General features: G+C 63.7%; 21 protein-coding genes and 1 other RNA gene. 19 read left to right on the top strand and 3 right to left on the bottom strand.

From position 1 onward, the window contains the following. Together MRBLMU1_RS12330 and MRBLMU1_RS12335 are read right to left on the bottom strand one after the other, a co-directional pair. A complete protein-coding gene (locus tag MRBLMU1_RS12330) occupies nt 1-513 on the bottom strand; it encodes a TauD/TfdA family dioxygenase (protein ID WP_363502372.1) in 513 nt (170 codons plus the stop codon). Between the two features lie 12 nt (nt 514-525). Further along, the gene (locus MRBLMU1_RS12335) at nt 526-996 is read right to left on the bottom strand and encodes a hypothetical protein (RefSeq protein WP_363501670.1); all 471 of its coding nucleotides are present in this window, start codon (nt 994-996) and stop codon (nt 526-528) included. A 511-nt stretch (nt 997-1,507) separates the two neighbouring features. On the opposite strand from MRBLMU1_RS12335, the gene MRBLMU1_RS12340 reads away from it, so the two are divergent. From MRBLMU1_RS12340 to MRBLMU1_RS12350, 3 genes are all read left to right on the top strand, one after another. Further along, nucleotides 1,508-3,160: a methyl-accepting chemotaxis protein gene (locus MRBLMU1_RS12340; protein WP_363501673.1), complete on the top strand. Its 1,653-nt coding sequence runs from the start codon at nt 1,508-1,510 to the stop codon at nt 3,158-3,160. A 791-nt stretch (nt 3,161-3,951) separates the two neighbouring features. After that, a complete protein-coding gene (locus MRBLMU1_RS12345; protein ID WP_363501676.1) occupies nt 3,952-5,028 on the top strand; it encodes a porin in 1,077 nt (358 codons plus the stop codon). Nucleotides 5,029-5,115: 87 nt separating this feature from the next. Beyond that, nucleotides 5,116-5,646, top strand: a complete 531-nt coding sequence (locus MRBLMU1_RS12350; protein ID WP_363501679.1) for a hypothetical protein — start codon at nt 5,116-5,118, stop codon at nt 5,644-5,646. Between the two features lie 113 nt (nt 5,647-5,759). On the opposite strand, the gene MRBLMU1_RS12355 is transcribed toward MRBLMU1_RS12350, so the two are convergent. Next, nucleotides 5,760-7,460 carry a thiamine pyrophosphate-binding protein gene (locus MRBLMU1_RS12355; protein ID WP_363501682.1) on the bottom strand — a complete coding sequence of 567 codons (1,701 nt, stop codon included), beginning with the start codon at nt 7,458-7,460 and terminating at the stop codon, nt 5,760-5,762. Between the two features lie 114 nt (nt 7,461-7,574). Between MRBLMU1_RS12355 and rnpB the strand changes: the two genes are divergently transcribed. From rnpB to ftsA, 16 genes are all read left to right on the top strand, one after another. Then, an RNA gene (rnpB, locus tag MRBLMU1_RS12360) (RNase P RNA component class A) lies at nt 7,575-7,918 on the top strand. A gap of 64 nt (nt 7,919-7,982) precedes the next feature. Next, a complete protein-coding gene (glpK, locus tag MRBLMU1_RS12365) occupies nt 7,983-9,482 on the top strand; it encodes a glycerol kinase GlpK (RefSeq protein WP_363501685.1) in 1,500 nt (499 codons plus the stop codon). A 701-nt stretch (nt 9,483-10,183) separates the two neighbouring features. Then, a complete protein-coding gene (gene mraZ / locus MRBLMU1_RS12370) occupies nt 10,184-10,612 on the top strand; it encodes a division/cell wall cluster transcriptional repressor MraZ (RefSeq protein ID WP_090316576.1) in 429 nt (142 codons plus the stop codon). Nucleotides 10,613-10,621: 9 nt separating this feature from the next. Further along, on the top strand, nt 10,622-11,587 hold the full coding sequence (rsmH, locus tag MRBLMU1_RS12375; RefSeq protein WP_363501690.1) for a 16S rRNA (cytosine(1402)-N(4))-methyltransferase RsmH: 966 nt from the start codon (nt 10,622-10,624) through the stop codon (nt 11,585-11,587). Then, nucleotides 11,584-11,859, top strand: a complete 276-nt coding sequence (gene ftsL, locus MRBLMU1_RS12380) for a cell division protein FtsL (RefSeq protein ID WP_363501693.1) — start codon at nt 11,584-11,586, stop codon at nt 11,857-11,859. Before rsmH ends, ftsL begins: the two co-directional genes overlap by 4 nt. After that, on the top strand, nt 11,856-13,631 hold the full coding sequence (locus MRBLMU1_RS12385) for a peptidoglycan D,D-transpeptidase FtsI family protein (RefSeq protein ID WP_363501696.1): 1,776 nt from the start codon (nt 11,856-11,858) through the stop codon (nt 13,629-13,631). Before ftsL ends, MRBLMU1_RS12385 begins: the two co-directional genes overlap by 4 nt. After that, complete coding sequence (locus MRBLMU1_RS12390; RefSeq protein ID WP_363501699.1) at nt 13,628-15,205, top strand: UDP-N-acetylmuramoyl-L-alanyl-D-glutamate--2,6-diaminopimelate ligase; 1,578 nt, start codon at nt 13,628-13,630, stop codon at nt 15,203-15,205. The genes MRBLMU1_RS12385 and MRBLMU1_RS12390 overlap by 4 nt, the downstream gene beginning before the upstream one ends. Next, complete coding sequence (locus tag MRBLMU1_RS12395; RefSeq protein WP_363501702.1) at nt 15,205-16,596, top strand: UDP-N-acetylmuramoyl-tripeptide--D-alanyl-D-alanine ligase; 1,392 nt, start codon at nt 15,205-15,207, stop codon at nt 16,594-16,596. Before MRBLMU1_RS12390 ends, MRBLMU1_RS12395 begins: the two co-directional genes overlap by 1 nt. Before the next feature lie 2 nt (nt 16,597-16,598). After that, nucleotides 16,599-17,768: a phospho-N-acetylmuramoyl-pentapeptide-transferase gene (gene mraY, locus MRBLMU1_RS12400; RefSeq protein WP_363501705.1), complete on the top strand. Its 1,170-nt coding sequence runs from the start codon at nt 16,599-16,601 to the stop codon at nt 17,766-17,768. Beyond that, nucleotides 17,768-19,288, top strand: a complete 1,521-nt coding sequence (gene murD, locus MRBLMU1_RS12405; protein ID WP_363501708.1) for a UDP-N-acetylmuramoyl-L-alanine--D-glutamate ligase — start codon at nt 17,768-17,770, stop codon at nt 19,286-19,288. Before mraY ends, murD begins: the two co-directional genes overlap by 1 nt. Beyond that, complete coding sequence (gene ftsW, locus MRBLMU1_RS12410; RefSeq protein WP_363501711.1) at nt 19,288-20,508, top strand: putative lipid II flippase FtsW; 1,221 nt, start codon at nt 19,288-19,290, stop codon at nt 20,506-20,508. The genes murD and ftsW overlap by 1 nt, the downstream gene beginning before the upstream one ends. After that, the gene (gene murG, locus MRBLMU1_RS12415; RefSeq protein WP_363501714.1) at nt 20,505-21,584 is read left to right on the top strand and encodes an undecaprenyldiphospho-muramoylpentapeptide beta-N-acetylglucosaminyltransferase; all 1,080 of its coding nucleotides are present in this window, start codon (nt 20,505-20,507) and stop codon (nt 21,582-21,584) included. The genes ftsW and murG overlap by 4 nt, the downstream gene beginning before the upstream one ends. Before the next feature lie 3 nt (nt 21,585-21,587). Beyond that, complete coding sequence (gene murC / locus MRBLMU1_RS12420; protein WP_363501716.1) at nt 21,588-22,979, top strand: UDP-N-acetylmuramate--L-alanine ligase; 1,392 nt, start codon at nt 21,588-21,590, stop codon at nt 22,977-22,979. A 2-nt stretch (nt 22,980-22,981) separates the two neighbouring features. Further along, a complete protein-coding gene (locus tag MRBLMU1_RS12425; RefSeq protein ID WP_363501718.1) occupies nt 22,982-23,941 on the top strand; it encodes a D-alanine--D-alanine ligase in 960 nt (319 codons plus the stop codon). Between the two features lie 7 nt (nt 23,942-23,948). Further along, on the top strand, nt 23,949-24,755 hold the full coding sequence (locus tag MRBLMU1_RS12430) for a cell division protein FtsQ/DivIB (RefSeq protein WP_363501720.1): 807 nt from the start codon (nt 23,949-23,951) through the stop codon (nt 24,753-24,755). A gap of 12 nt (nt 24,756-24,767) precedes the next feature. Continuing rightward, nucleotides 24,768-26,000: a cell division protein FtsA gene (gene ftsA / locus MRBLMU1_RS12435; protein WP_209724832.1), complete on the top strand. Its 1,233-nt coding sequence runs from the start codon at nt 24,768-24,770 to the stop codon at nt 25,998-26,000. The last annotated feature ends 20 nt before the right edge of the window (nt 26,001-26,020 follow it).

A 26,020-nucleotide genomic window follows, 5' to 3' on the forward strand; every position in this document is an offset into this window, starting at 1 on the left:
TTAATCTGCCGAAATGCCGGACGGGCCGATACGGTCCGCGTTGGGCGTGTTGGAAATGCGGATGCGGATCAAATGCCGGTCCGGATCGCTGTATTTGGCGCGGCCGTGCAGGGTACGCTGGTTGTCCGCCCACAGCAGTGTATCGTCCGGCAACTGCCGATGGAAGCGCGGCGCGCGCCGCTCGACAATCTCGTTGACCAGCTCCACCGCGGCGACCAGCGCGTCGGTGCGCAATTCCGGCCGCGCCGCCAGGCCCTTGACGATGGAATCATAGCGCCAGCGCATGGCCAGCGCGCCGTCCAGACCGGCCGGCCGGTGGAACACCGGCGCCATGTGGTACTCGACCTGCTCGTCGTTGGCCGCGTACACCGACGGCACGCGGAACGGCAGCGGCGTCCCGCTGAGCAGCGCGAAGGCGGCGCGCCCCTCGTCGCTGCGCTCCAACTCGGCGTGGACGTCTTCGACGTCGATCAGCAGCGATTCGCCGCCGTTGCAGCGCGCGGCCGCGACCACGTACAAAAGAAACTACTCCTCGGGCATCGGATAAAACGAAGAGTCGGTATGCATGTCGGCCCCGCCGACGCGCTCGGAGAAGGTCACGAAGCGCGATTGTTGCTCGCTGCCGGCGCGGGCGCGCACGTCCCAGGCGACGCGGCGGGTGCGCTGGTCGGTCGAGGTCGGAAAGCCCTGGCACAGCGCGATCGCGTACAGCACGGCGTTGCGCTGGGCTTCGCCCAGCGCGCCCAGGCCCAGGTTGGTGATGGCCATGCCGCGCGCCTTGACGCGGCGGATCATCGCGCTCAGCTGCTTGAGCGCCGGCACGGCGCGCAGTTCCCGCTGCAGCCGCACTTCGTCCGGATGCGGATAGAAACCGTTGCCGTTGAAATCGCTGAAATGGCGCGTGACGATATCGACGATCAATTTCAGGTCTTCGGCCCAGGGGAAATCGCGCTGGGCGACGATGATGTTTTGCGGTTGTGCGTGTGTGGTCGGCATGCAATTTCTCCTATATCAATTTCCGTTTGGAAATAATGTGCCGGATATTAACTTTAGGAAATATTGCTAAGCAAGCCTGCGGTTTTACTTAACTTCTGAACTATTTACCTATGAGAAGTGCTGTTTTTGCTGAAATATTGAGCAATCCTTCATACAAAATAATCTGTTGCGCTGCCGCCTTATAACAAATATGTCCATGTGGAAACTACGTATTCGCCGTGCGAATGTTGGTGAACTTGATAATGTTCAACCGATTGTTTGGCGCTCGTTTTGACGAACATTTGCTCGGTTTTCCTAGGAAACATGCGGTCTCCAGCGGATCGGCACCATCGTCGCCGATGGCGAGTTAACGTTCCCAGCAAGAAATGTTGCAATAGAGTAGCATATTGCCTTGTGGAAATTACAGCTTAGTTGTGTTCTTGCTAACGCTGATGCGGCGTCGTGATGCCGCCTCGTTTCGACGCGCCGAAACCCCGCCCGCGTGAACGACATCTTTTAAGGAATCAAAATTATGAAATGGCTACAAGACCTCAAATTGGCCACCAAACTGGGCATGGCGTTCGCCGCCGTGCTGCTGCTGACCGCAGTGGTCGGCATGTTCTCGATCGCCAAGCTGGCACAAGTGAACGCCACCGCGTCCGAGCTGTCGTCGCGCTGGATGCCGGCGATGCGCGTGGTGCAGGATCTCAAGGCGCAGGTGGCGCGCGTGCGCACCCGCGAATTCCAGTACATCATCTCCGGCGACCCCGGCGAGATGGACAAGTACGACAAGGTGATCGCCAACGACTTGGTCGACCTGGGCAAGATGCAGGCCGAGTACGTCAAGCTGATCGCCACCCCGGAGGAGAGGCAGCTGTATGACGGCTTCCTGTCGATGTGGGACCGTTATATGGTGGAGGATGGCAAGATCCGCGCGGCCATGCGCGCCGGCGACGACGCCGCCGCCAAGGCGCTGATCCGCGGCGAGTCGAACAAGCTGATCGTGTCGCTGCGCGGCCAGATCGACAAGCTCGTCAAGCTGTACGGCGACGGCGGCATCGACGCGGCCAGCCGCGGCGACACCACATACGCGTCGGCCCGCCTGTGGATCATCGCGCTGCTGGCCGGCAGCGTGGTGCTGGGCGCGCTGGGCGCGATGTCGATCACCAACTGGCTGGTCAAGCGCCTCGGCGGCGAGCCCGACTACGCGGTGCGGATCGCCGGCCAGATCGCCGCCGGCCAGCTAACGGTCGAGGTGCTGACCCGTCCGAACGACCGCGACAGCCTCTTGTTCGCGATGAAGTCGATGCGCGACAGCCTGGCCGATATCGTCGGCCAGGTGCGCGCCGGCACCGACACCATCGCCACCGCGTCCGGCCAGATCGCCGCCGGCAATGTCGACCTGTCGTCGCGCACCGAGCAGCAGGCCAGTTCGCTGGAGGAGACCGCCGCGTCGATGGAGGAGCTGACCAGCACCGTGCAGCAGAACGCGGCCAGCGCCAGCGAAGCGAACGAGCTGGCGCTGAGCGCCTCGGCGGTGGCGCAAAAGGGCGGCGCCGTGGTGTCGCGGGTGGTTGACACGATGGGTTCCATTAATCAGTCGTCGCGCAAGATCGTCGACATCATCGGCGTGATCGACGGCATCGCCTTCCAGACCAACATCCTGGCCTTGAACGCGGCCGTCGAGGCGGCCCGTGCCGGCGAGCAGGGGCGCGGCTTCGCGGTGGTGGCGTCCGAGGTGCGCAACCTGGCCCAGCGCTCGGCGGCGGCGGCCAAGGAAATCAAGGAACTGATCAGCGATTCGGTCGATCAGGTCGAGGCCGGCAGCAAGCTGGTCGAGCAGGCCGGCGCAACGATGGAGGAGGTGGTCGTCAGCGTGCGCCGCGTGACGGATATCATGAGCGAGATCACCTCGGCCGGCCAGGAACAGCGGGCCGGCATCGAGCAGGTCAACGCGGCCATCGCCGAGATGGATGCGGTGACGCAGCAAAACGCGGCGTTGGTGGAGGAGGCCACGGCCGCCTCGCACAGCATGCAGCAACAGGCCGGCGCGTTGGCCGGGCTGGTGGCGGTGTTCCGGCTGGAACCGGCGCCGGCCGACCGTCCGGCGCTGCGCGCGGTGCCCGCCGGCAGCCGCGAAGTACCGTCCGCGCGCCTGCCGATGCCGGTGCGCCGGCGCGCGTGATATGAGTTTTGCTCATGCGGGGTAGGGCGCTGGCGCCAGCCGCCAGCTCCCTTCTTTGGGGCAACAATGTGTCGGATTGGTGCGCTATGTGTCGTTTATGTGCAACAGGTAGCAATTTCTTACAAATTCCTGATGCATCGCAATAGTTGCTCCACGGACAGAATTTATGACTAGTTTACTCCTGTAACACTATGATCATAATTGGTTTAGCGGCTATTTTGCTGTATTTCCATGCCAAACATTGTCGCGGGTTGTTAGCTTATTACCATTGAGTGCAGAGGTTCCTCCGGGAGCTTCAGTATAAAATAGCGCCAGAAATAGCAAAGTGGCTATTTTTACTTGGTCCGACAACGATGTAGTACGCATGCATTGATCTTGCATTTGTCACTAGGGCGGCCCGCAAAACGGGTTGCTGCATGAAGTTCATCGTGCGGAAAACTGGGCTAGTTCGCTTGCTCGGCATGAAATATTGCGATGCGTTAAAATACGGATGTTTTGAAAATCTGACAAGGACGAGGACGTTGCACCATGAACGTTTTTGCACTTGATGGAGTCGTCGAGCATCAGTATAGTGCCGCCTCCGGTGCGTTTGAGTGCCGCGAACCTGCGAGCGTCGATTAAATCGGCCGCAACTTAAGTGAACGCGTTCCGCCTGATGGGACCGCACAGTGGCAGCTGGGGAGTTTGCCCTCACGCACATACGGCGCCTGCTGGTGACGCCGATAAGCACCGTATTTAGCCGCACTACTAGCTATACCTTTTTACAGCAACACAACTGAAGGAAACACGTAATGAAAAAATCCCTGATCTCCATCGCCATCCTGGGCGCCCTGAGCAACGTAGCTATGGCGCAATCGAACGTCGTTATGTACGGTATCGTCGATGCCGGCCTGACCTCCGAGCGTGGCGGTGCTGCTGGTAACAAGACTGCAGTACAGAGCGGCGTGGCTTCGGCTTCGCGTATCGGCTTCAAAGGCACCGAAGACCTGGGCAGCGGTCTGAGCGCGATCTTCAAGCTGGAAGCCGGCGTTAAAATCGACGACGGTACCCTGGACAACACCAACAACCGCCTGTTCAACCGCGAAGCCTATGTTGGTCTGAGCTCGAAGACCGCCGGTACCCTGACCATCGGTCGTCAGTACACCCCTTACTACGAAACCCTGCGCGACGTGGCTGACCCGTTCGCAATGGGCTACGCTGGTACCGCTAAAAACCTGTTCCCGGTTGCTGGCGCCATGACCCGCGCCGACAACGGTGTTGTCTACAAGACCCCATCGCTGTACGGTTTCTCGGCTGCTGCTTCGTACAGCCTGGGTGAAGTTGCTGACGACTCCGCAGCACAGCGTCAACTGGGCGCGTCGATCGGTTACACCAACGGTCCTCTGAACGTTGCTGTCGCTTACAACAACCGTAACAACGACACCGCTACCGTCAAAACCAACAGCATCGGCCACAACACCCTGCTGGCCGCTAACTACGACTTCAAAGTCGTTAAAGTTTTCGCAGCCTACAGCCAGGACAAGGGCCAGAACAGCGCGCCTCTGGCTAACGCCACCAACCCATTCGGCTACACCGTTGCTCCAGTCGCTTCGCAAGACAGCGCTGACGCACTGGTCGGCGTAACCGTTCCAGCCGGTAACGGCGTGGTGATGGCTTCGTACATCCGTAAAAACGACAAAGAAGTCGCTAACAACGATGCAAGCCAGTGGGGCGTTGGCTACTCGTACAACCTGTCGAAGCGCACCAGCGCTTACCTGGCGTACGCTAAAATCAAAAACAAAAACGGCGCAGCTTACACCGTTGGCAACAACACCGAAGTTGGCTCGGGCGACAAGGCCTTCAACATCGGCGTGAAACACAGCTTCTAATCTGTTCATTCAGAGTTAGTATCAACAACGGCTGCCTGGTGCAGCCGTTGTTCTTTTCTGAAAGCGGTTTTATTGATGACGACGACCATGATGATGAAACGACGCGCCGTATTCGCCGGCGCCATGCTGATCGCCTCGTGCGCCGTGCTGGCCGCGCCCAAGACGGTGCGCAAGCCGTCCGCCAATGCCGGCCTGCCGCGCTACGGCATGGTGGTGTTTTCCGATTTGTGCATCAACGCCGAGAGCGGCGAATTCGGCGGCCAGCGCATCACGCTGCAGCGTTTCGCGGAGGTCGACACGGTGCTGTACGAGTACACGGCTGGCGGCTTGAGCTGGCCGGTGGTGGCCAGCGACGTCAATATCGATCCGCGTGGGCGGCAGATGTATTTCACCGTGCGTCCGCCCGACGAGGAGGAGCGCACGATCAGCGGCAAGATCGCCGACGGCGGCAGGACCCTGGTGCTCGACGGCGGCTATTGCGGCGACGAGGCGGTGCCGATGCGGCTGCCGCTGGTGACCGATTTCGGACGCAAGGCCGGCACGTGCAAGGTTTGTCCGCAGTCGAAGAAGGATAAAGAGAAGGTGGAGGAGGCGCCGGGGACGCAGGCGGCGCCTTAAGCTGGCAAACCCGCCCCCCATGCGGGGTCGTACCCCGCTGGGTACGACCCCTAAGCGGTGACGCATGCTTAGCGTCAAACGCCTACGGGTTGGAACGGCGCGCCGCCGTCGCGCTATGCTTTCTTGGCCGCTTCGGCGTTTTTGCGGATTGTTTCCAGCGTGGCGCCGGGCGTGATCAGGTTGCCGTCGTAGCGCAGCTCGATCAGCGCCGGCAGATTGCGGCTGTTGGCGTGTGCCAGCGCGCGCTCCAGCGCCGGGCCGAAATCCGCCGTCTTGTCGACCACTTCCCCGTGCGCGCCATACGCCGCCGCCAGGGCGGCGAAATCGGGATTGTGCAGCTCCGTGCCCGAGACCCGTCCCGGATAGTCGCGCTCCTGGTGCATGCGGATCGTGCCGAACATGCCGTTGTTGAAGACGATGATGACCACCCCCGCCTTGTACTGCACCGCCGTGGCCAGCTCCTGGCCGTTCATCATGTATTCGCCGTCGCCGGCGAAGGTGATCACCGTGCGCTTGGGGTCGATGATCTTGGCGGCGACGCCGGCCGGGACGCTGTAGCCCATCGCGCCGCTGGTCGGCGCCAATTGGGTGCGCATGCCGCCGTAGCTGTGGAAGCGGTGCGCCCAGGTGGCGTAGTTGCCGGCGCCGTTGGTGATGATGGTGTCGTGCGGGGCGATCTTGTCGATCTGCTGGACCACCTGCCACAAGTCCAGCGGCGCTTTGCCGTCCTGGAAAATCGCCGGCTGCAACTGCCATGCCGCCAGATCGGCCCTGGCCTCGGCCACGGAAGCGCTCCACGCGCCGGCGTCGACCGGCGCCATCGCCGCCAGCATGGCCGCGATCTGCGGCATGCCGCTGTTGATCATCAATTCCGCCTGATAGACGCTGCCCAGTTCCTCGGCGTCGGCGTGCACGTGGATTAGCCGCTGCGCCGGCACCGGCGCCGAAATCAAGGCGTAGCCGCCGGTGGTCATCTCGCCCAGGCGCGGGCCGATGGCGAGGATCACGTCGGCCTCGCGCACGCGCGCCGCCAGCTTGGGGTTGATGCCGATGCCGACATCGCCGACATAGTTCGGGTGGGCGTTGTCGAGCAAATCCTGGAAGCGGAAGGCGCAGCTGACCGGCAGGTGGTTGGCTTCGGCGAAGCGTTGCAGGTCGGCGCAGGCTTGCGCATTCCAGCCGCCGCCGCCCAGCAGGACCAGCGGCTTTTTGGCGCTGGCGAGCATCGCGCGCAGCACGTCGATCTGCGCCGCCGACGGCGAGGCCTGCACCGTCTGATAGGCGCGCGTGTCGGCCACTGCCGCCGTGTCGATCAGCATGTCCTCCGGCAGCGCCAGCACCACCGGGCCCGGACGGCCGCTGGTGGCGACCTGGAAGGCGCGCGCGAGGTATTCGGGAATGCGCTCGGCGCGGTCGATCTGCGCGACCCACTTGGCCATCTGGCCGTACATGCGGCGGTAGTCGATTTCCTGGAAGGCTTCGCGGTCGATGAAGTCGTTGCCGACCTGGCCGATGAACAGGATCATTGGCGTCGAGTCCTGGTAGGCGGTGTGCACGCCGATCGAGGCGTTGGTCGCGCCCGGGCCGCGCGTGACGAAGCAGATGCCCGGCTTGCCCGTCATCTTGCCGTAGGCGTCGGCCATGAAGGCGGCGCCGCCCTCCTGGCGGTTGATGATGAAGCGGATGTCGGAGTCGTGCAGCGCGTCGAGCACGTCCAGGTAGCTTTCGCCGGGTACGCCGAAAGCGGTGTCGACGCCGTGGATCTTCAGGGTGTCGACCAGGATCTGGCCGCCGGTGCGGGTTGGGTGCGTCATGTTCTCGCCTTTAGGGTATGGGTAGCATGATTCTACGGCCGGGCCGGCGGCGGCGCTTTTCAAATGGCGACATCAAATTATAGAATTACCGGGCCGACTGGTACAATACCGCCTGAAGCAAGCCAGACAGCCGCTGGCCAGCGCGTAATGCCTGGCGGGAGGAAGGTCCGGACTCCATAGAGCGGGGTGACGGTTAACGGCCGTCCGCCGAAAGCCGCAAGCGCAAGCCCAAGGTATAAGGCGAGGAATAGGGCCACAGAGACGAGCGTATTAAGTTACGGTGAAACGCGGTAACCTCCACCTGGTGCAATTCCAAATAGGCACGCGATGATGCTGCTCGCGGAGCGTGCGGGTAGGAAGCTTGAGCGCTGGAGTAATCCAGCGCCTAGAGGAATGGCTGTCATAGCGCGGGTTCTCCCGCGCCGTAACAAAATCCGGCCTATCGGCTTGCTTCAACTAATATAGACATTCGCGGCCGCCGCGGGACCGACGCGCATACCGCGTCGACCTGGGGACCTGCCGATGAAAAAATACATACTGGCCTTGGATCAAGGCACCACCAGTTCGCGCGCCATCCTGTTCGACCACCAGGGCCAGATTTGCGGCAGCGCGGCGGCCGAATATCCCCAGCATTTCCCGCAGCCCGGCTGGGTCGAGCACGACCCCAACGACATCTGGAACAGCCAGCTGGCCGTCGCCCGCAAGGTCTTGCACGACAATCAAGTCGATAGCCGCCAGATCCTCGCCATCGGCATCGCCAACCAGCGCGAGACCACCCTGGTGTGGGACCGCAAGACGGGCGAGCCGATCGCGCCGGCCATCGTCTGGCAGGACCGCCGCACCGCCGACACCTGCGACGCGCTGCGCGCCGACGGCAAGGCCGGGCGCATCGCCGACATCACCGGCCTCGAACTCGATTCCTACTTCTCCGCCACCAAACTGAAATGGCTGCTCGACCACGTGCCAGGCGCGCGCGAGCGGGCGCGCCAGGGCGGGCTGGCGTTCGGCACCGTAGACAGCTGGCTGGCGTACAAGCTGACCGGGCGCCATGTGACGGACGTGAGCAACGCCTCGCGCACGCTGCTGTTCAATATCCACCTGATGCGCTGGGACCAGGATTTGCTGCAGCTGTTCGACATACCGGAGCGGATGCTGCCGCAGGTGGTGTCGTCCAGCGAGGAAATCGGCATGACCAAGGCCTCGCTGTTCGGCGCGCCGATCGCCGTGGCCGGCATCGCCGGCGACCAGCAGGCCGCCACCTTCGGCCAGGCCTGCCATACGCCGGGCATGGCCAAGAACACCTATGGCACCGGGTGCTTCATGCTGATGCATCTGGGCGAGCATCCGGTGGTGTCGCACAACCGCCTGCTGACCACCGTCGGCTGGCGGGTCGACGGCGCCACCGAGTATCTGATGGAGGGCAGCGTCTTCATGGGCGGCGCCACCGTGCAGTGGCTGCGCGACGGCCTTGGCATCATCGGGAAATCGTCCGATGTCGAACCGCTGGCCGCCAGTGTGCCCGACAGCGGCGGCGTGTTCATGGTGCCGGCCTTCGTCGGCCTCGGCGCGCCGCATTGGGACCCCTACGCGCGCGGCGCGCTGGTGGGGCTGAGCCGGGGCAGCAACCGCGCCCACATCGCCCGCGCGGCGCTGGAGGCGATCGCCTACCAAAGCGCGGAGCTGATGGCGGCCATGCAGAAGGATGTGGCGGCGTCGAGCCGGGATATTCCGCTGACAGAGCTGCGCGCCGACGGCGGCGCCGCCCGCAACGACCTGCTGATGCAGTTCCAGGCCGATTTGCTTGGCGTGCCGGTGGTGCGCCCACGGGTGACGGAGACCACGGCGCTGGGCGCGGCCCACTTGGCCGGCTTGGCGGTGGGATTCTGGCAGACCCGCGAGGAGGTCGCCGCCCAGTGGACCTGCGAGCGGCGCTTCGACCCCGTCATGGGCGCCGACCGGCGCGGCGCGCTGATGGAGGGATGGGCGCGCGCCGTGGATCGTTCCAAGGGGTGGGCGGTCTGAGCCGCAGGCAACAGGAATTATGTTTTTGTTACGGAAGTTGACGGTTTTTGCGTCAATTCGCGCTGGAATTGCACCCCGGCGCAGGCGTATAATGACGTTTTTGGTGCAGTGCGGCAGTCTGAAATTTGTATAGACAAATTGCTTGCTGAAAATGCATTGGTCATCAGGCCATTGCCGACTAGCAAAATCGAAGTTGCAGTTATTAAAAGGTTTCATACTCCTCGTCATCGCGCTGCTGGCGCGACATCCGACCATTCCCCTATCAAATCACGCCACTTTCAGCGCCACTCGTGGATCTATTGATCAGTTGTCAATATGACACATCAATGTTGGCGCTTTGCAACTATATGTAAATATTTCAATTATTTTGAGAATTCATTTTCACCGCTTTAGTGCATGCATACACATGTGTGCAGATGAGGTAGCACATTCACATTCCTCGATAAGTACTTAATTTGTTGAGTTATTTTATTTCTAGCTGGCTTCAAGGAATTGCGCTAAGTCCTTAATTTCATTACTAAAATCCCTGTTTCGTTTGCCTGAAAGCGCTTGACCGCTATTCTCCCATCCTCTAAAGTGGGCATCTGTGTGAAAAAGTGTCTTTTTGTGGGAAATTTCTCCTGACTTAGCGGCGGGGGAGATGAAACCGGAAGGTCGCCGCTCATGCTCCGCTAACCCTACTGAGGTCAAAAGGTAATCCCGTGTTTCAAGGCGCGTCCGCAATCAATCTCGATGCAAAAGGCAGGATGTCTATCCCGGCCAAGCATCGTGACGCGCTCTCGATCCAATGCGAAGGCCGCCTCACCCTGACCCGCCACCCCGATGGCTGCGTCATGCTGTTCCCCCGCCCGGTGTGGGAACAGCACCGTCAACAGATTGCCCAGTGGCCGATGCAGGCCCGCGCGTGGCAACGGATATTCCTCGGTTACGCCACCGACGTCGAAATGGACACGGCCGGCCGCATCCTGATCTCGCCGGAACTGCGGGCCGCCGTCGGCCTGGAGCGCGAAGTCATGATGATGGGCATGGGCTCCCACTTCGAAATCTGGGATGCCGCCAAGCAGGCGGAAAAAGAGCAGCAGGCGATTGAAGCCGGCACCCCCGATGTACTCGCCAATTTCTCTTTCTAAGGTCCCGTGATGACATCAACATCGGTGCCTGAATTTCAGCATCGCACGGTGCTGCTTGACGAAGCGGTCGACGCCCTCGCGCTGGACGGCGCGCGCGCCGACGGCGTCTACGTCGACGGCACCTTCGGCCGTGGCGGCCATTCGCGCCTGATCCTGTCCAGGCTGGGCGCCAACGCGCGCCTGATCGCCTTCGACAAGGACCCGCAGGCCATCGCCACCGCCGAACAAATCGACGATCCGCGCTTCACCATCGTCCACGACAGCTTCGCCACGATGACGGCGGCGCTGGCCGAACGCGGCGTGGGCCAGGTCGACGGCATCCTGCTCGACCTGGGCATCTCGTCGCCGCAGGTGGACGACGCCGCGCGCGGCTTCAGCTTCCGTAACGATGGCCCGCTCGACATGCGCATGGATACCACGCGCGGCATGTCGGCGGCGGCGTGGCTCGCCACAGAAACCGAACAGACACTGGAAAAGGTGATCAAAGAATATGGGGAAGAACGGTTTGCTTTTCAGATTGCAAAGGCGATTGTTGCTCGCCGGGCAATCGAACCAATTTCAACCACACGACAGCTTGCCGGCATCGTGGCAGGCGCGGTCAAGACTCGGGAAAAGGGCAAGGATCCGGCAACCCGCACATTTCAAGCTATCCGGATTTTCATCAATAAAGAGCTTGAAGACCTCGAAGTCGGTTTGAACCAGGCCTACGCCAGCCTGGCGCCGGGCGGCATCATCGCGATCATCAGCTTCCATTCGCTGGAGGACCGCATGGTCAAGCGCTTCTTCGCGTCCAAGGCCAATGTCGAACAGCCGGACCGGCGCCTGCCGATCCGCGCGGTCGATTTGCCGCAGCCGGAGCTCAAGCTGCTGTCCAAGATGAAGCCGTCCGACGCCGAAGTCGACGCCAATCCGCGTTCCCGCTCGGCGGTGATGCGGGTCGCGCGCCGCCTGCCTATTCCGGTGGGGGCGGCATGAGCGGCAAGATCAACCTGGTGCTGGCGGCGCTGCTGGTGGGCTGCGGCCTGTCGGTCGTCAACGCGCAGTACCAGGCGCGCCACCTGTTCATCGAGCTGGAACGCTCGCAGGCGAAGGCGCGCCAGCTCGATATCGAGTGGGCGCAGCTGCAGCTCGACCAGTCGACCCTGGGCAAGCACGCGCGCATCGAGGAGATCGCGCGCCGCGACCTGGGCATGACGCCGCTGACCGCCGCGCGCACGCAGTACCTGACGCCGGAAGGATCGAAATGAGCCGCGGCAGCAATGCGAACACCTCGCGCGTAGCACGCTCCAAGGGCGTGCCGTTCTCGAAGAACCCGGTGCTGGCGGTGCGCCTGCCGGTGTGGCGTTCGCGCGTGGTGCTGTTCGTGCTGTTCTTCGCCTTCTTCGCGCTGGCCGCGCGCGCCGTGTGGCTGCAGGGCGTGTCGACCCAATTCCTGCAAAAGCAGGGCGAGATCCGCTACGCGCGCACGCTGGACCTGCCGGCCACGCGCGGCAAGATCACCGACCGTGACGGCCAGGTGCTGGCGTCGTCGGTGCCGGTCAAGGCCATCTGGGCGATCCCGGACGACGTGCAGAACGCGCCGGCCGACAAGCTCAAACAACTGGCGCAGCTGCTCGGCATGAGCAACGCCGAGCTGCAGAAAAAACTCGATTCGGACCGTGGCTTCGTTTATCTGAAGCGCCAGGTCGAGCAGGACGTGGCCGACAAGATCGTCAAGCTGGGCATCGAGGGCGTGCAGACCCGCAAGGAATACAAGCGCTTCTACCCGCAGGGCGAAGTGACGACCCACGTGGTGGGCTTCACCAACGTCGAAGACGTGGGCCAGGAATCGATGGAGCTGGCGCAGCAGAAGACCCTGGTCGGCCAGCCGGGCAGCCGCCGCGTGATCAAGGACCGCCTGGGCCACATCGTCGAGGACATCGAATCGATCCGCGAGCCGCACGACGGCAAGGACCTGACGCTGTCGATCGACAGCAAGATCCAGTACATCGCCTTCACCCAGATCAAGGACGCCGTCGAGAAGTTCAATGCCAAGGCCGGCGCCGCCGTGGTGCTGGACGTGCACACCGGCGAGGTGCTGGCGCTGGCCAACTATCCGACCTATAACCCGAACGACCGCTCCAAGCTGACCGGCGAACAGCTGCGCAACCGCGTCATGACCGACACCTTCGAGCCGGGTTCGTCGATGAAGCCGTTCCCGGTGGTGATGGCGCTGGAAGCGAAGAAGATCACCCCGCACACCATGTTCGACACCGGCAACGGCGCCATGGTCATCGGCGACCGCGTGATCCACGATACCCACGCGAACCACACGATCGACGTCCAGACCATCATTCAAAAGTCGTCCAACATCGGCACCACCAAGATCGCCATGTCGATGACGCCGCAGGACCTGTGGGAGATGTTCACCAAGCTCGGTTTCGGCCAGCAACCCAAGTGGGGCTTCCCCGGCGCCGTGGCCGGACGCGTGCGCCCATATAAATCGTGGCGCCCGATCGAGCACGCGAACATGAGCTTCGGCCAGGGCCTCTCGGTGTCGCTGATCCAGCTGGCGCGCGCCTACCTGGTGCTGGCGCGCGACGGCGACATCATTCCGCTGTCGTTCCAGAAGGTGCACGAGGCGCCGCACGGCACCCAGGTCATCAGCCCGAAAACCGCCGCCGAAATGCGCGAAATGCTGGAAATGGTGACCCTGCCCGGCGGCTCCGCCGTCAAGGCGCAGGTGCCGGGCTACCGCGTGGGCGGCAAGACCGGGACCGCGCAAAAATTCATCGGCGGGCGCTACTCGCACACCAAATACATCGGCAACTTCGTCGGCATGGCGCCGATGTCGGACCCGCGCTTCATCATCGCCGTCATGATCGACGAACCGAGCGGCCCGCTGAAATACGGCGGCGACGTCGCCGGCCCGGTGTTTTCGGCCCTGGCGGCGCAGGCCCTGCGCGCCAAGAACGTGGCGCCGGATTCGGACCTGACCCATATCATCATTCCTGAGTCAGCAGCACAGGAGAACATGTGACGACTTTTAACTTCGACCCGTCGGCCGATTTCCAGGCCATCGCGGCGGCGATCCGCAAGCTGGCGCCTGGCGCCCAGCTGGCGTCGGACTCGCGCCGCATCAAGCTGGGCGATGTGTTTTTTGCTTTCGCAGCCGACGCGGCCACCGCCGTCGACGGCCGTGGCTTCATTGATGGCGCCATCGAGCAGGGCGCGGCCCTGATCGTGCTGGACCCGGCCGGCTTCACCTGGAACGACAGCTGGAGCGTGCCGTATCTCGCCGTCGACAATCTTAAGCAGCAAGCGGGCCTGATCGCCCACGCGTTCTACCAGCAACCGGATGCGGCGATGTTCACCGTCGCCGTCACCGGCACCAACGGCAAGACCTCCAGCGCGGTGTGGCTGGGGCAGGCCTTGTCGCGCGGCGCCGAACCGGCCGCCGTCATCGGCACGCTGGGCGTGGGCGTGTTCCGCGCGCGCGGCCAGGTCGAATACGACGTCACCGGCTACACCACGCCGGACGCGGTGCTGCTGGCGCGCACCCTGGCCGACTTGCGCGACCAGGGCGCGAAGTCGCTGGCGATCGAGGCGTCGTCGATCGGCCTGGAACAGGGCCGCCTGGCCGGCATGCATTTCGACGTCGCGCTGTTCACCAACCTGACCCGCGACCACCTGGACTACCACGGCGACATGGCGGCGTATGAAGCGGCCAAGACCAAACTGTTCGACTGGCCCGGCCTGAAGACGGCCGTCGTCAACCTGGACGACCCGATGGGCTTGCGCCTGATCGCGCATCTGAAGTCGAAGGCGCCATTGGGTGGCGCCATTCCGTTGATCGGCTACACCCTGCGGGACGCCGCCGCGCAGCCGGACATCGACGGTGTGCTGATGCTGCGCGCCAGCCAGTTCCGCAGCACCCGCAGCGCCGGCACCGAATTCCATCTGGAGTCGGCGCTGGGCGTGGCGCTGATCAAAACCAAACTGGTCGGCCACTTCAACATCAGCAACGCGCTGGGCGTGATGGGCGCGATGCTGGCCAAGGGCCTGGGCTTGCGCGCCGCCATCGAGGCGGTCGAGGCGCTGCTGCCGGCACCGGGCCGCATGCAGCAGGTGGGCGGACAGGACGCGCCGATGATCGTCATCGACTACGCGCACACGCCGGACGCGCTGGAGAAAACCCTGGTGGCGCTGCGCGCCGTGGCGAGCGACCGTGGCGGGCAGCTGTGGTGCGTGTTCGGCTGCGGCGGCGACCGCGATCCGGGCAAGCGTCCGCAGATGGGCAAGATCGCGCAGATGGCCGACCACGTGCTGGTCACCAGCGACAACCCGCGCAGCGAAGATCCGCATTCGATCATCGAGCAGATCGTCGCCGGCATGGACATGAACAATCCGGCATCGACGGTGCAGACCCTGGACGACCGCGCCGCCGCGATCCTGTCGGCGATCAAGCACGCCGCCAAGCCGGATGTGATTCTGTTGGCCGGCAAGGGCCATGAGCCGTACCAGGAAATCAAGGGCAAGAAACTGCCGTTCTCCGATGTCGACCACGCGCAGCTGGCGTTGTCGGCCCGTTTAACCATGATGAGGACGAATTGATGCGTGCAGCACTCGCACAGATTCTGCCTTCCCTCCCGGGCGCGCGGCTGGTTGCCGATTCGGGTGAAGTTGTATTTGCAGGCGTGTCGACCGACAGCCGCAATGTATCCGCAGGTTCTTTGTTCGTCGCCTTGCGCGGCGAAGTATTCGACGCCCACAACTTCCTCGCGCAGGTCGCGGAGAAGGGCGTCGCCGCAGTCGTGGTCGAGGAACTTCCTGAAGGCTGGTCCTTGCCGGCGATCGTCGTTCCGAACACTTTGACGGCGTTGGGGCAGATCGCCAATCACTGGCGCCGCCAGTTCGCCGTGCCGGTCATCGGCGTCACCGGCAGCAACGGCAAGACCACGGCCAAGGAAATGATCGCGGCGATCCTGGCCGCCGCCCATGGCGAAGAAGGCCGCCTGGCCACGCGCGGCAACCTGAATAACGAAATCGGCGTACCGCTGACGCTCTTCCGCATGGAAGCGAAGCAGCAGTCGGCGGTCATCGAGATGGGCATGAACCATCCGGGCGAGATCGGCCGCCTGGTCGCCATCGCCGAGCCGACCATCGCCATGGTCAACAACGCCCAGCGCGAACACCAGGAATTCATGCATACGGTGGAAGCGGTGGCGCGCGAGAACGGCGCCGTGCTGGCCGGCCTTCCTGCCGACGGCGTGGCGGTGTTCCCGCATGGCGACGAGTTCACGCCGATATGGGAAGAGCTGTCGGCGGGGCGCCGCATGATCCGCTTCGGCCTGACCAAGGACGCCGAGGTCAGCTGCACCTTCCGTGCCGGAGACTTCGGCAGCGAGATGTTCATCACCATCCGCGCGGCCGAGGGCGTGGAGCCGGAACAGTTCTTCGTCAACCTGCAGGCGGCTGGCGAACACAATGTGCGCAACGCGCTGGCCGCCGTGGCATGCACGTACGCCGCCGGCATCGCGCTGGAAAAGATCAAGCTGGGACTCGATACCTTCGCTCCGGTCAGTGGGCGTCTGCAAAAGAAGGCCGCGGCCAACGGCGCCGTCGTCATCGACGACACCTACAACGCCAATCCGGATTCGGTGCGCGCCGCCATCGACGTGCTGTCGAAAGCGGCCGCGCCGCGTGTGCTGGTGCTGGGCGACATGGGAGAAGTCGGCACGCAAGGCCGCGAGTTTCACGAAGAGATAGGCGCTTACGCGCACAGTAAAGGCATCGAACAGGTGCTGGTCACCGGCGAACTGGCATCCCACATGAAGGGGGGCGCCATTCGCCATTTTGAACAGTTCGGCGACTTGCTGGCTGCCGTGGAGGCAGCCGTCGCACCGAATGCAACCGTATTAATCAAGGGCTCCCGCTTCATGAAAATGGAACGGGTCGTGCAGCATTTGATTGGATCGCAACAAGCTAACAAGGAAAGTCACTAATCATGCTGCTCTGGCTCGCACAGTTTTTCCAGGACGAGATCGGCCCCCTGCGGGTCTTCAACTTCATTACCTTCCGTGCCGTCTTCGCGACGGCGACGGCGCTGTTGATCGGCCTGTGCGCCGGTCCCGCCGTGATCCGCAAGCTGACCGCGATGAAGTACGGCCAGGCCGTGCGCACCGACGGTCCGCAGACCCACCTGAAAAAACACGGCACCCCGACCATGGGCGGCGTGCTGCTGCTGATTTCCATCGGCGTATCGACCCTGCTGTGGTGCGACCTGTCGAACCGTTTGATCTGGCCGGTGCTGATCGTCACGCTGGGCTTTGGCGCCGTCGGCTGGGTTGACGACTACCGCAAGGTGGTGCGCCAGGACCCGGAGGGCATGCGCTCGGCGGAAAAATACTTCTGGCAGTCGCTGGTCGGCTTGGCCGCCGCGCTGTACCTGGCGTTCTCGGTGTCCGCGCCCAACGCCGGCAAGGTGTTCGAGCTGTTCTTCGCGTGGGTGCAGTCGGGCTTCCAGATGGATTTGCCGCCGAAGGCGGACTTGATCGTCCCGTTCTTCAAGACCATCAGCTATCCGTTGGGCGTGTGGGGTTTTATCGCGTTGACATACTGTGTCATCGTCGGGACCAGCAACGCCGTTAACTTCACAGATGGCCTGGACGGCCTGGCGATCATGCCGACGATTATGGTCGGTTCGGCGCTCGGACTGTTCGCTTACCTGACCGGCAGCGCGACGTATTCGAAGTACCTGTTCATTCCGCACATTCCCGGCGCGGGCGAACTGATTATCTTCTGCGGCGCGCTGGCCGGCGCGGGTTTGGCCTTCCTGTGGTTTAACACGCACCCGGCGCAAGTGTTCATGGGCGACGTCGGCGCGCTGGCCTTGGGCGGCGCGCTGGGCACCATCGCGGTGATCGTGCGCCAGGAAATCGTGTTGTTCATCATGGGCGGTATTTTCGTCGCCGAGACGGTGTCGGTGATTATGCAGGTGGGCTGGTTCAAGTACACCAAGAAGCGTTTCGGCGTCGGCCGCCGCGTGTTCCTGATGGCGCCCTTGCACCACCACTTTGAACAAAAAGGCTGGAAAGAGACCCAGGTCGTCGTTCGCTTCTGGATTATCACGATGATGCTGGTGCTGGTTGGACTCTCTACTTTGAAACTGCGCTGATGATCTACGAAGGCAAAAACGCACTGGTACTGGGGCTCGGAGAATCGGGCCTGGCGATGGCGCTGTGGCTCGCCCGCAGCGGCGCGCGCGTGCGCGTTGCCGATACCCGTGAGTCGCCGGAGCGTTTGCCGGCGTTGAAGGAGGCGATCGCCGACGTCGAATTCGTCGCAGGTCCCGGATCTGGCTCATTCAGTGCTTCGCTGCTGGAAGGCGTGGACTTCGTCGCCGTCAGTCCCGGCCTGGCGCCATACCGAGAGCTGGCCGATATCGGCCCGGCGGCCTCCTCGGCGAATATCCCCGTCTGGGGCGAGATAGAACTGTTCGCGCAGGCGCTGGAAGCGCTGGAGAAGGAACGGGCCTACACGCCGAAGATCATCGCCATCACCGGTACCAACGGCAAGACCACCGTCACCACCCTGGTCGGCCAGCTGTGCGAGCGCGCGGGCAAGAGCGTGCGCGTGGCGGGCAATATCAGCCCGGCGGCGCTGGACGTGCTGCGCCGGGTGTTGGACGAAGACGCGTTGCCGGAGGTGTGGGTGCTTGAGCTGTCCAGCTTCCAGCTGCAAACCACCTTCACGCTGGAGCCGGATGCCGCGACGGTGCTGAACGTGACCCAGGACCATCTGGACTGGCACGGAGACATGCCGTCCTACGCCGCCGCCAAGCACCGCGTCTTCGCTGCGGACACCGTGCGCGTGCTCAATCGCGACGACGCCACCGTCATGCGCATGGCCAGCGCCACCGGCCAGAACGTCACCTTCGGCACCGACGCGCCAACCTTGCGCGACGATTTCGGCCTGAACAACGAGCGCGGCGTGTTGTGGCTGGCGACGGCGATTCCGTCCGAAGAGGAAGCCGAGCCGAAAAAACGCAAGAAGAACGATTCGCCGCCACCGCCGGTCGAGTGCATGGTCAAGAACCTGATGCCGGCCGACGCGCTGCAGATTCGCGGCGTGCACAACGCCGCCAACGCGCTGGCCGCGCTGGCGCTGTGCCGCGCGATCGATCTGCCATTGGCGCCGCTGCTGCATGGCCTGCGCGAGTATCGCGGCCAGCCGCACCGCGTGGAGCTGGTCGGCGCGATCAACGAAATCGAATACTACGACGACAGCAAGGGTACCAACGTCGGCGCCACCGTGGCCGCGTTGAATGGCCTGGGCAAGGCCTTCACCGGCGCCGACCAGCGCCTGCTGGTGATCATGGGCGGCGACGGCAAGGGCCAGGACTTCGCGCCGCTGGCCGAACCGGTGTCGCGCTACGCGCGCGCCGTGTTGCTGATCGGCCGCGACGCGCCGCTGCTGCGCGCCGCGCTGGAGCCGTCCGGTGTTGAGCTGGAGGACTGCGGCACCGACCTGCCGCTGGCCGTCAAGCGCGCCGCCGAACTGGCCAAGGGCGGCGACGCCGTGCTGCTGTCGCCGGCCTGCGCCAGCATGGACATGTTCAAGAACTACGCGCATCGCGCCCAGGTGTTTATCGACACCGTGCGCGATATCGCCCTCGACAACGGACAGGAGATCTGATGGCGCTCCAGATGCCGTTCCGTTTTGGCGCGAAATCGGCGGTTCCGTCGATAGACAGCCGCGCGCGGCAATCGAAGATGATGGAGTACGACCAGCCGCTGGTCTGGGTCACCCTGTTGCTGATGCTGCTGGGGATGGTGATGGTGTATTCGGCCTCGATCTCGCTGCCCGATTCGCCCAAGTTCGCCAACTACATCCGCTGGCAGAACACGTACTTCCTGCAGCGCCAGGCGATGTTCGTCGTGGTCTCGCTGATCATCGGCCTGTTCGTGTTCCGTACCCGAATATCGACTTTGCAGAAGGCGGCGCCTTACCTGTTCATCGCCACGCTGGTGCTGCTGGTGATGGTGCTGATTCCAGGCCTCGGTTCGGTCGTCAACGGCAGCCGCCGCTGGCTGTCGCTGGTGGTGATCAAGATCCAGCCGTCGGAATTGATGAAGGTCGTCGCGGTGCTGTACGCCGCCGACTACACGGTGCGCAAGCAGGAATACATGCACAAGCTGACCAAGGGCTTCATGCCGATGGCGGCGGCGGTCGGCTTCGTCGGCCTGTTGCTGCTGCTGGAGCCGGACCTGGGCGCGTTCGGCGTGATCGTCTGCATCGCGATGGGCATCCTGTTCCTGGGCGGGATCAACGCCATCTGGTTCGGCGGCATCGGCGTCATGCTGGTGGCGATCTTCGGATCGATCATCGCGCTGTCGAAATTCCGCCGCGAGCGCTACTTCGCCTACCTGAATCCGTGGGAAGAGGACAACGCGTTGAACAAGGCCTACCAGCTGACCCACTCGCTGATCGCCTTCGGACGCGGCGAGATCTTCGGCGTTGGCCTGGGCGGCAGCGTCGAGAAGCTGCACTACCTGCCGGAGGCGCACACCGACTTCCTGATGGCGGTGATCGGCGAGGAACTGGGCCTGGTGGGCGTGCTGGTGGTGATCGGCTGTTTCTACTGGATCGTCAAGCGTGCCTTCGATATCGGCCGCCAGGCCATCGCCATCGACCAGACCTTCGCCGGCCTGACGGCCAAGGGCATCGGCATCTGGATCGGCGTGCAGACGTTTATTAACATGGGCGTGAACCTTGGCCTGCTGCCGACCAAGGGCCTGACCCTGCCGCTGATGAGCTATGGCGGCACGGGTGTTGTGATTAACTGCGTCGGACTCGCGATCCTGCTCCGGATCGACTACGAGAACCGGGTCCTGATGCGCGGTGGCAGATTATGAAAAAGTTGATGATCATGGCGGCCGGCACCGGCGGCCACATTTTCCCCGGCCTGGCGATCGCGCAGACGATGCGCGCGCGCGGCTGGGACGTGACCTGGCTGGGCACCTCGGCCGGCATGGAGCAGGAACTGGTGCCGAAACACGGCATCGCGATGGACAGCATCGATTTCACCGGCATGCGCGGCAAGGGCTTGAAGCACTCGCTCGGCGGCGCTTTGAAGATGGTCAAGGCCTTCATCGCCTGCCGCGGCTACATCGGCAGCCGCAAGCCGGACGTGGTGCTGGGCATGGGCGGTTACGTGACGGTGCCGGGCGGCCTGATGGCGCGCATGGGCGGCGTGCCGCTGGTGCTGGTCAATGCCGACGCCGCGCTGCTGTTGTCGAATAAGACGCTGGTGCCGTTCGCGGACCGCGTGTGCTTCGGCTTCCCGGCCGATTTCGGCAAGGCCGCCGGCAAGGCGGTCGTCACCGGCAATCCGGTGCGCAAGGAGATTCTGGACATGCCCGCGCCGGAGCAGCGTTTCGCCGGGCGCGAAGGTCCGCTGCGGATACTGGTGGTCGGCGGCAGTTTGGGCGCGAAAGCGCTCAACGACAACCTGCCGGCCGCGCTGGCGCTGATCCCGGCCGGACAGCGTCCACTGGTGACGCACCAGTCGGGCAAGAAGAACATCGATGCGCTGCGCGCGTCGTACGCGCAGGCTGGCGTGCAGGCCAATGTGGTCGATTTCATCGACGACATGGCCGCCGCCTACAGCAGCGCCGACGTGGTGATCTGCCGTGCCGGCGCGATCACCGTGTCGGAGCTGACCGCCGCCGGCGTGGCCAGCGTGCTGGTGCCGCTGGTGGCGTCGACCACCAGCCACCAGCGCGACAACGCGCAGTGGATGGCGAAGCAGAACGCGGCGATCCACATGCCGCAGACGGAAATGAGCGCGCAAAGTGTGGCGACGCTGCTGGAAACGCTGACCCGCAACGCCTGCCTGATGATGGCGACGGCGGCGCACAAGGTCGGCAAACGCGATTCGAACGAATCGATCGCCCAGGTATTGGAACAATCGGTAAAGGTTAAAGGTTAAGCAGTGAAGCATAAAGTACAGAACATACACTTCGTCGGCATCGGCGGCAGCGGCATGAGCGGCATCGCCGAAGTGCTGCTCACGCTCGGCTACACCGTCTCCGGCTCGGACCTGGGCAGCAACGCTGTCACCCAGCGCCTGGCGGACATGGGCGCGAAAGTGTTCCAGGGCCACGCGACCGAAAACATCGGCGACGCCGACGCCGTCGTGACCTCGACCGCTGTACAACAGGACAATCCGGAAGTCGTGGCGGCGCGCAGCCGCAAGATCCCTATCGTTCCGCGCGCGGTGATGCTGGGCGAGTTAATGCGCCTCAAACGCGGCATCGCCATCGCCGGCACCCACGGCAAGACCACCACCACCAGCCTGGTGGCGTCGGTGCTGGCCCAGGGGGGCCTCGATCCGACCTTCGTCATCGGCGGCCGCCTGACTTCCGCCGGCGCCAACGCGAAACTGGGCAGCGGCGAATATCTGGTGGCGGAAGCCGACGAATCGGATGCGTCGTTCCTGAACCTGACGCCGATGATCGAGGTGATCACGAACATCGACGCCGATCACATGGAAACCTACGAGCACGATTTCGAAAAGCTCAAGCAGGCCTTCGTCCACTTCACGCACCGCCTGCCGTTCTACGGCCGCGCCATGCTGTGCATCGACGACGCCAACGTGCGCTCGATCATTCCGCACGTGACCAAGCCGGTGACCACCTACGGCTTCCACGAGGACGCGGAAGTGCGCGCCGTGAACGCCCGCGCGGTCGGCGTGGAGATGCATTTCACCGTCATCCAGGAAGGTTATCCGGACCTGGACGTGGTGCTGAACCAGCCCGGCATGCACAACGTGCAAAACGCCTGCTCGGCGATCGCCATCGCCCGCGAGATCGGTATCGAGGATAGCGCCACCCAGGCCGGCCTGGCCGGATTCGCCGGTGTCGGCCGCCGCTTCACCAAGTACGGCGAGGTCGCCATTCCCGGCGGCGGCAGCTTCACGCTGGTGGACGATTTCGGCCACCACCCGCTGGAAATGGAAGTGACCACCGGCGCCGCGCGCGCCGCCTATCCGGGCCGGCGCCTGGTGCTGGCCTTCCAGCCGCACCGCTACAGCCGCACGCGCGACCTGTTCGAGGACTTCGTGAAGGTATTGGGCACGCCCGACGTGCTGGTGCTGGCCGAGGTCTACGCCGCCGGCGAGGCGCCTATCGTGGCGGCCGACGGCCGCGCGCTGGCGCACGCCTTGCGCGCACGCGGCAAGACGGAACCGATTTTTGTTGAGGCAATCGGCGATATGCCGGAAACCATCATGAACGTAGTGCGCGACGGCGACGTCGTCATGACCATGGGCGCAGGCTCGATCAGCGGCGTCCCGGCGAAACTGACTAATTATCCAAAGGTCTGATCGTGAACCAGCTAACTCCTATCGATGTAAAAACTTTCGGCAAAGTCGGCGTGCTGCTCGGCGGCCGCTCGGCCGAGCGCGAAGTGTCCCTGATGTCCGGCACCGGCGTGCTGGCCGCGTTGCAAAGCAAGGGCGTCGACGCCCATCCTTTCGACACGGCGGAACGCTCGCTGGCCGAACTGGCGGCGGAAAAATTCGACCGCGTGTTCATCGCGCTGCATGGCCGTTACGGCGAAGACGGCAGCCTGCAGGGCGCTCTGGAATTGCTGGGCATTCCGTACACTGGCAGCGGCGTGATGGCCAGCTCGGTGGGCATGGACAAGATCACCACCAAAATCGTTTGGCTGGCCGCCGGCCTGCCGACGCCGAACTACGCAGTGCTGAATGCGAGTTCGGATCTGGCCCAGATCACGGCGGATCTGGGCCTGCCGCTGATCGTCAAGCCGCCCCACGAGGGCTCGACCATCGGCATCACCAAGGTCAACGCGGCCGGGGAATTCAAGGCCGCCTACGATATCGCCGCCGCGCTGGACGACTCGGTGCTGGCGGAGGAATTCGTCACCGGCCGCGAGTTCACGGTCGCGATGCTGGGCGGCGGCGCCGACGCGCGGCCGCTGCCGATCGTCGAGATCATCGCGCCGGCCGGCAATTACGACTACCAGAACAAGTACTTCACCGACGACGTCAAATACGTTTGCCCGGCGGTGCTGCCGGAGGCGCTGACCGCCGAGATGCAGCGCATCGCCGTCGAAGCGTACCGCGCGCTCGGCTGCGAGGGCTGGGGGCGGGTCGACGTGCTGCTGCGCGAACGCGATCAGAAGCCGTTCCTGCTGGAGGTGAACACCTCGCCCGGCATGACGACGCACTCGCTGGTGCCGATGGCGGCGCGCGCGACGGGCATCAGCTATGAAGACCTGTGCGTGGAGATTTTGCGCACGGCCCGTTTGAAGATGAAGGGATAAGTATCAGATGTGGCAAGACGCTAAAGCCTTGAATGCGACCGCCAACGGCATATTCGCCCTGGTGCTGTTGGCATGCATCGCCGCCGGCGTGTGGTGGGTGGCGCAGCGCCCGGCGTTCAACCTGCGCACGATACGTATCGAGAGCATCGGGCATGACGAGTTACAGCACGTGAACCACCTGACCCTGCGGAACAACGCGCTGGGCCGCATCAAGGGCAACTTCTTCACGACCAACCTGGACGCGGTGCGCCAGGCGTTCGAGTCGGTGCCCTGGGTGCGCCGCGCGACGGTGCGCCGCGAGTGGCCGGACCAGTTGATCGTGGCGCTGGAGGAGCATGAGGCACTGGGCACGTGGGGCGAGGACGGCCGGCTGCTGTCGGTCAAGGGCGATGTGTTCACCGCCAATTTGGCCGAGGCGGAAGAGGACCACGAGCTGCCGGCGTTCGACGGGCCCGATGGCAGCGAGAAGGAAGTGCTGTCGCGTTACGCGGAGCTGCGCGGCTGGTTCGCGCCGCTCAAGCTGGTGCCCGAGGCGCTGTCGCTGTCGAGCCGCTACGCGTGGACGGTGCGGCTGAATAACGGCATGAGCGTGGCGCTGGGGCGCGAGCAGACCAGCACCACGTTGAAGGAAAGGGTGGACCGGCTGACGGGGATTTATCCGCAACTGGTGGAGCACTTGCCCGATATAGAGACGATAGATATGCGGTACCAGAACGGCCTGGCCCTGAGCGCGGCGGGATTGAAGATCCCGAAAGAGGGCGCCAAGCCAAAAGCGGCAGCAAAAAAAACGATAAGCGTTAAACCCCAACACTAGGTAGCAACAGACATGACAAAAGACGCTAAAAACCTGATCGTCGGTCTCGACATCGGCACCTCGAAAGTGGTGGCCGTGGTGGCCGAGGTGATGGGCGATGGACGCCACGAGGTGATCGGGCTGGGTCAGCACGAATCGAAAGGCCTGAAGAAGGGCGTGGTGGTCAACATCGAAGCGACCGTCGAATCGATCCAGCGCGCGCTGGAAGAAGCGGAGCTGATGGCCGACTGCAAGATCCGCAATGTCTATGCGGGCATCGCGGGCAGCCATATCCGCAGCTTCAATTCGAGCGGCATGGTGGCGATCAAGGAAAAGGAAGTGACGGCGACCGACGTGGCGCGCGTCATCGAAACGGCAAAGGCGGTTAACATCCCGACAGACCAGCAGCTGCTGCATACGGTGCCGCAGGAGTTCATCGTCGACAGCCAGGAAGATGTGCGCGAACCGATCGGCATGAGCGGCATCCGCCTTGAAGTGAAAGTCCATATCGTCACCGGCGCCGTGTCGGCGGTGCAGAACATTGTCAAGTGCGTGCGCCGCTGCGGACTGGAAGTGTCGGACCTGATCCTGCAGCCCATGGCCTCGGCCGACGCGGTGCTCACTCCCGACGAAAAAGAGCTGGGTGTTGTGCTGATCGATATCGGCGGCGGCACCACCGACGTGGCGGTGTTCTCCGACGGCGCGATCCGCCACACCGCCGTGATCCCGATCGCCGGCGACCAGATCACCAACGACATCGCGATGGCGCTGCGCACGCCGACCTCGGAAGCCGAAGAGATCAAGATCCGCTACGGCGTGGCCAAGCAGGTGCTGGCCGATCCGGGCGAGAGCCTGGAGGTGCCGGGACTGGGCGACCGTGGTCCGCGCAACCTCTCGCGCCAGGCGCTGGCGGCGGTGATCGAGCCGCGCGTCGAGGAGCTGTTCGCGATGGTGCACCAGGTGGTGCGCGAATCCGGCTACGAGGGCGTGCTCTCGTCGGGCATCGTACTGACCGGCGGCACGGCGATCATGCCGGGCATGGTCGAAATGGCGGAAGACATCTTCCTCAAGCCGGCGCGCCTTGGCACGCCGGACTATCGTGGCCAGTTGGCCGACGTGGTGCGCAGCCCGCGCTACGCGACCGTGCTTGGCCTGTTGTTGGAAGCGAAAAAGCAGTACCTGCGTGGTCACATCGTCACGCGGCAGGATGGGTCGGTGAAGGCGGTATGGCAGCGCATGAAGGAATGGTTCTTAGGTAATTTCTAAAGCAGCACGAGTAAAAACAC

This window comes from Burkholderia sp. LMU1-1-1.1, from assembly GCF_040675865.1.
GTDB lineage: Bacteria > Pseudomonadota > Gammaproteobacteria > Burkholderiales > Burkholderiaceae_D > Rugamonas.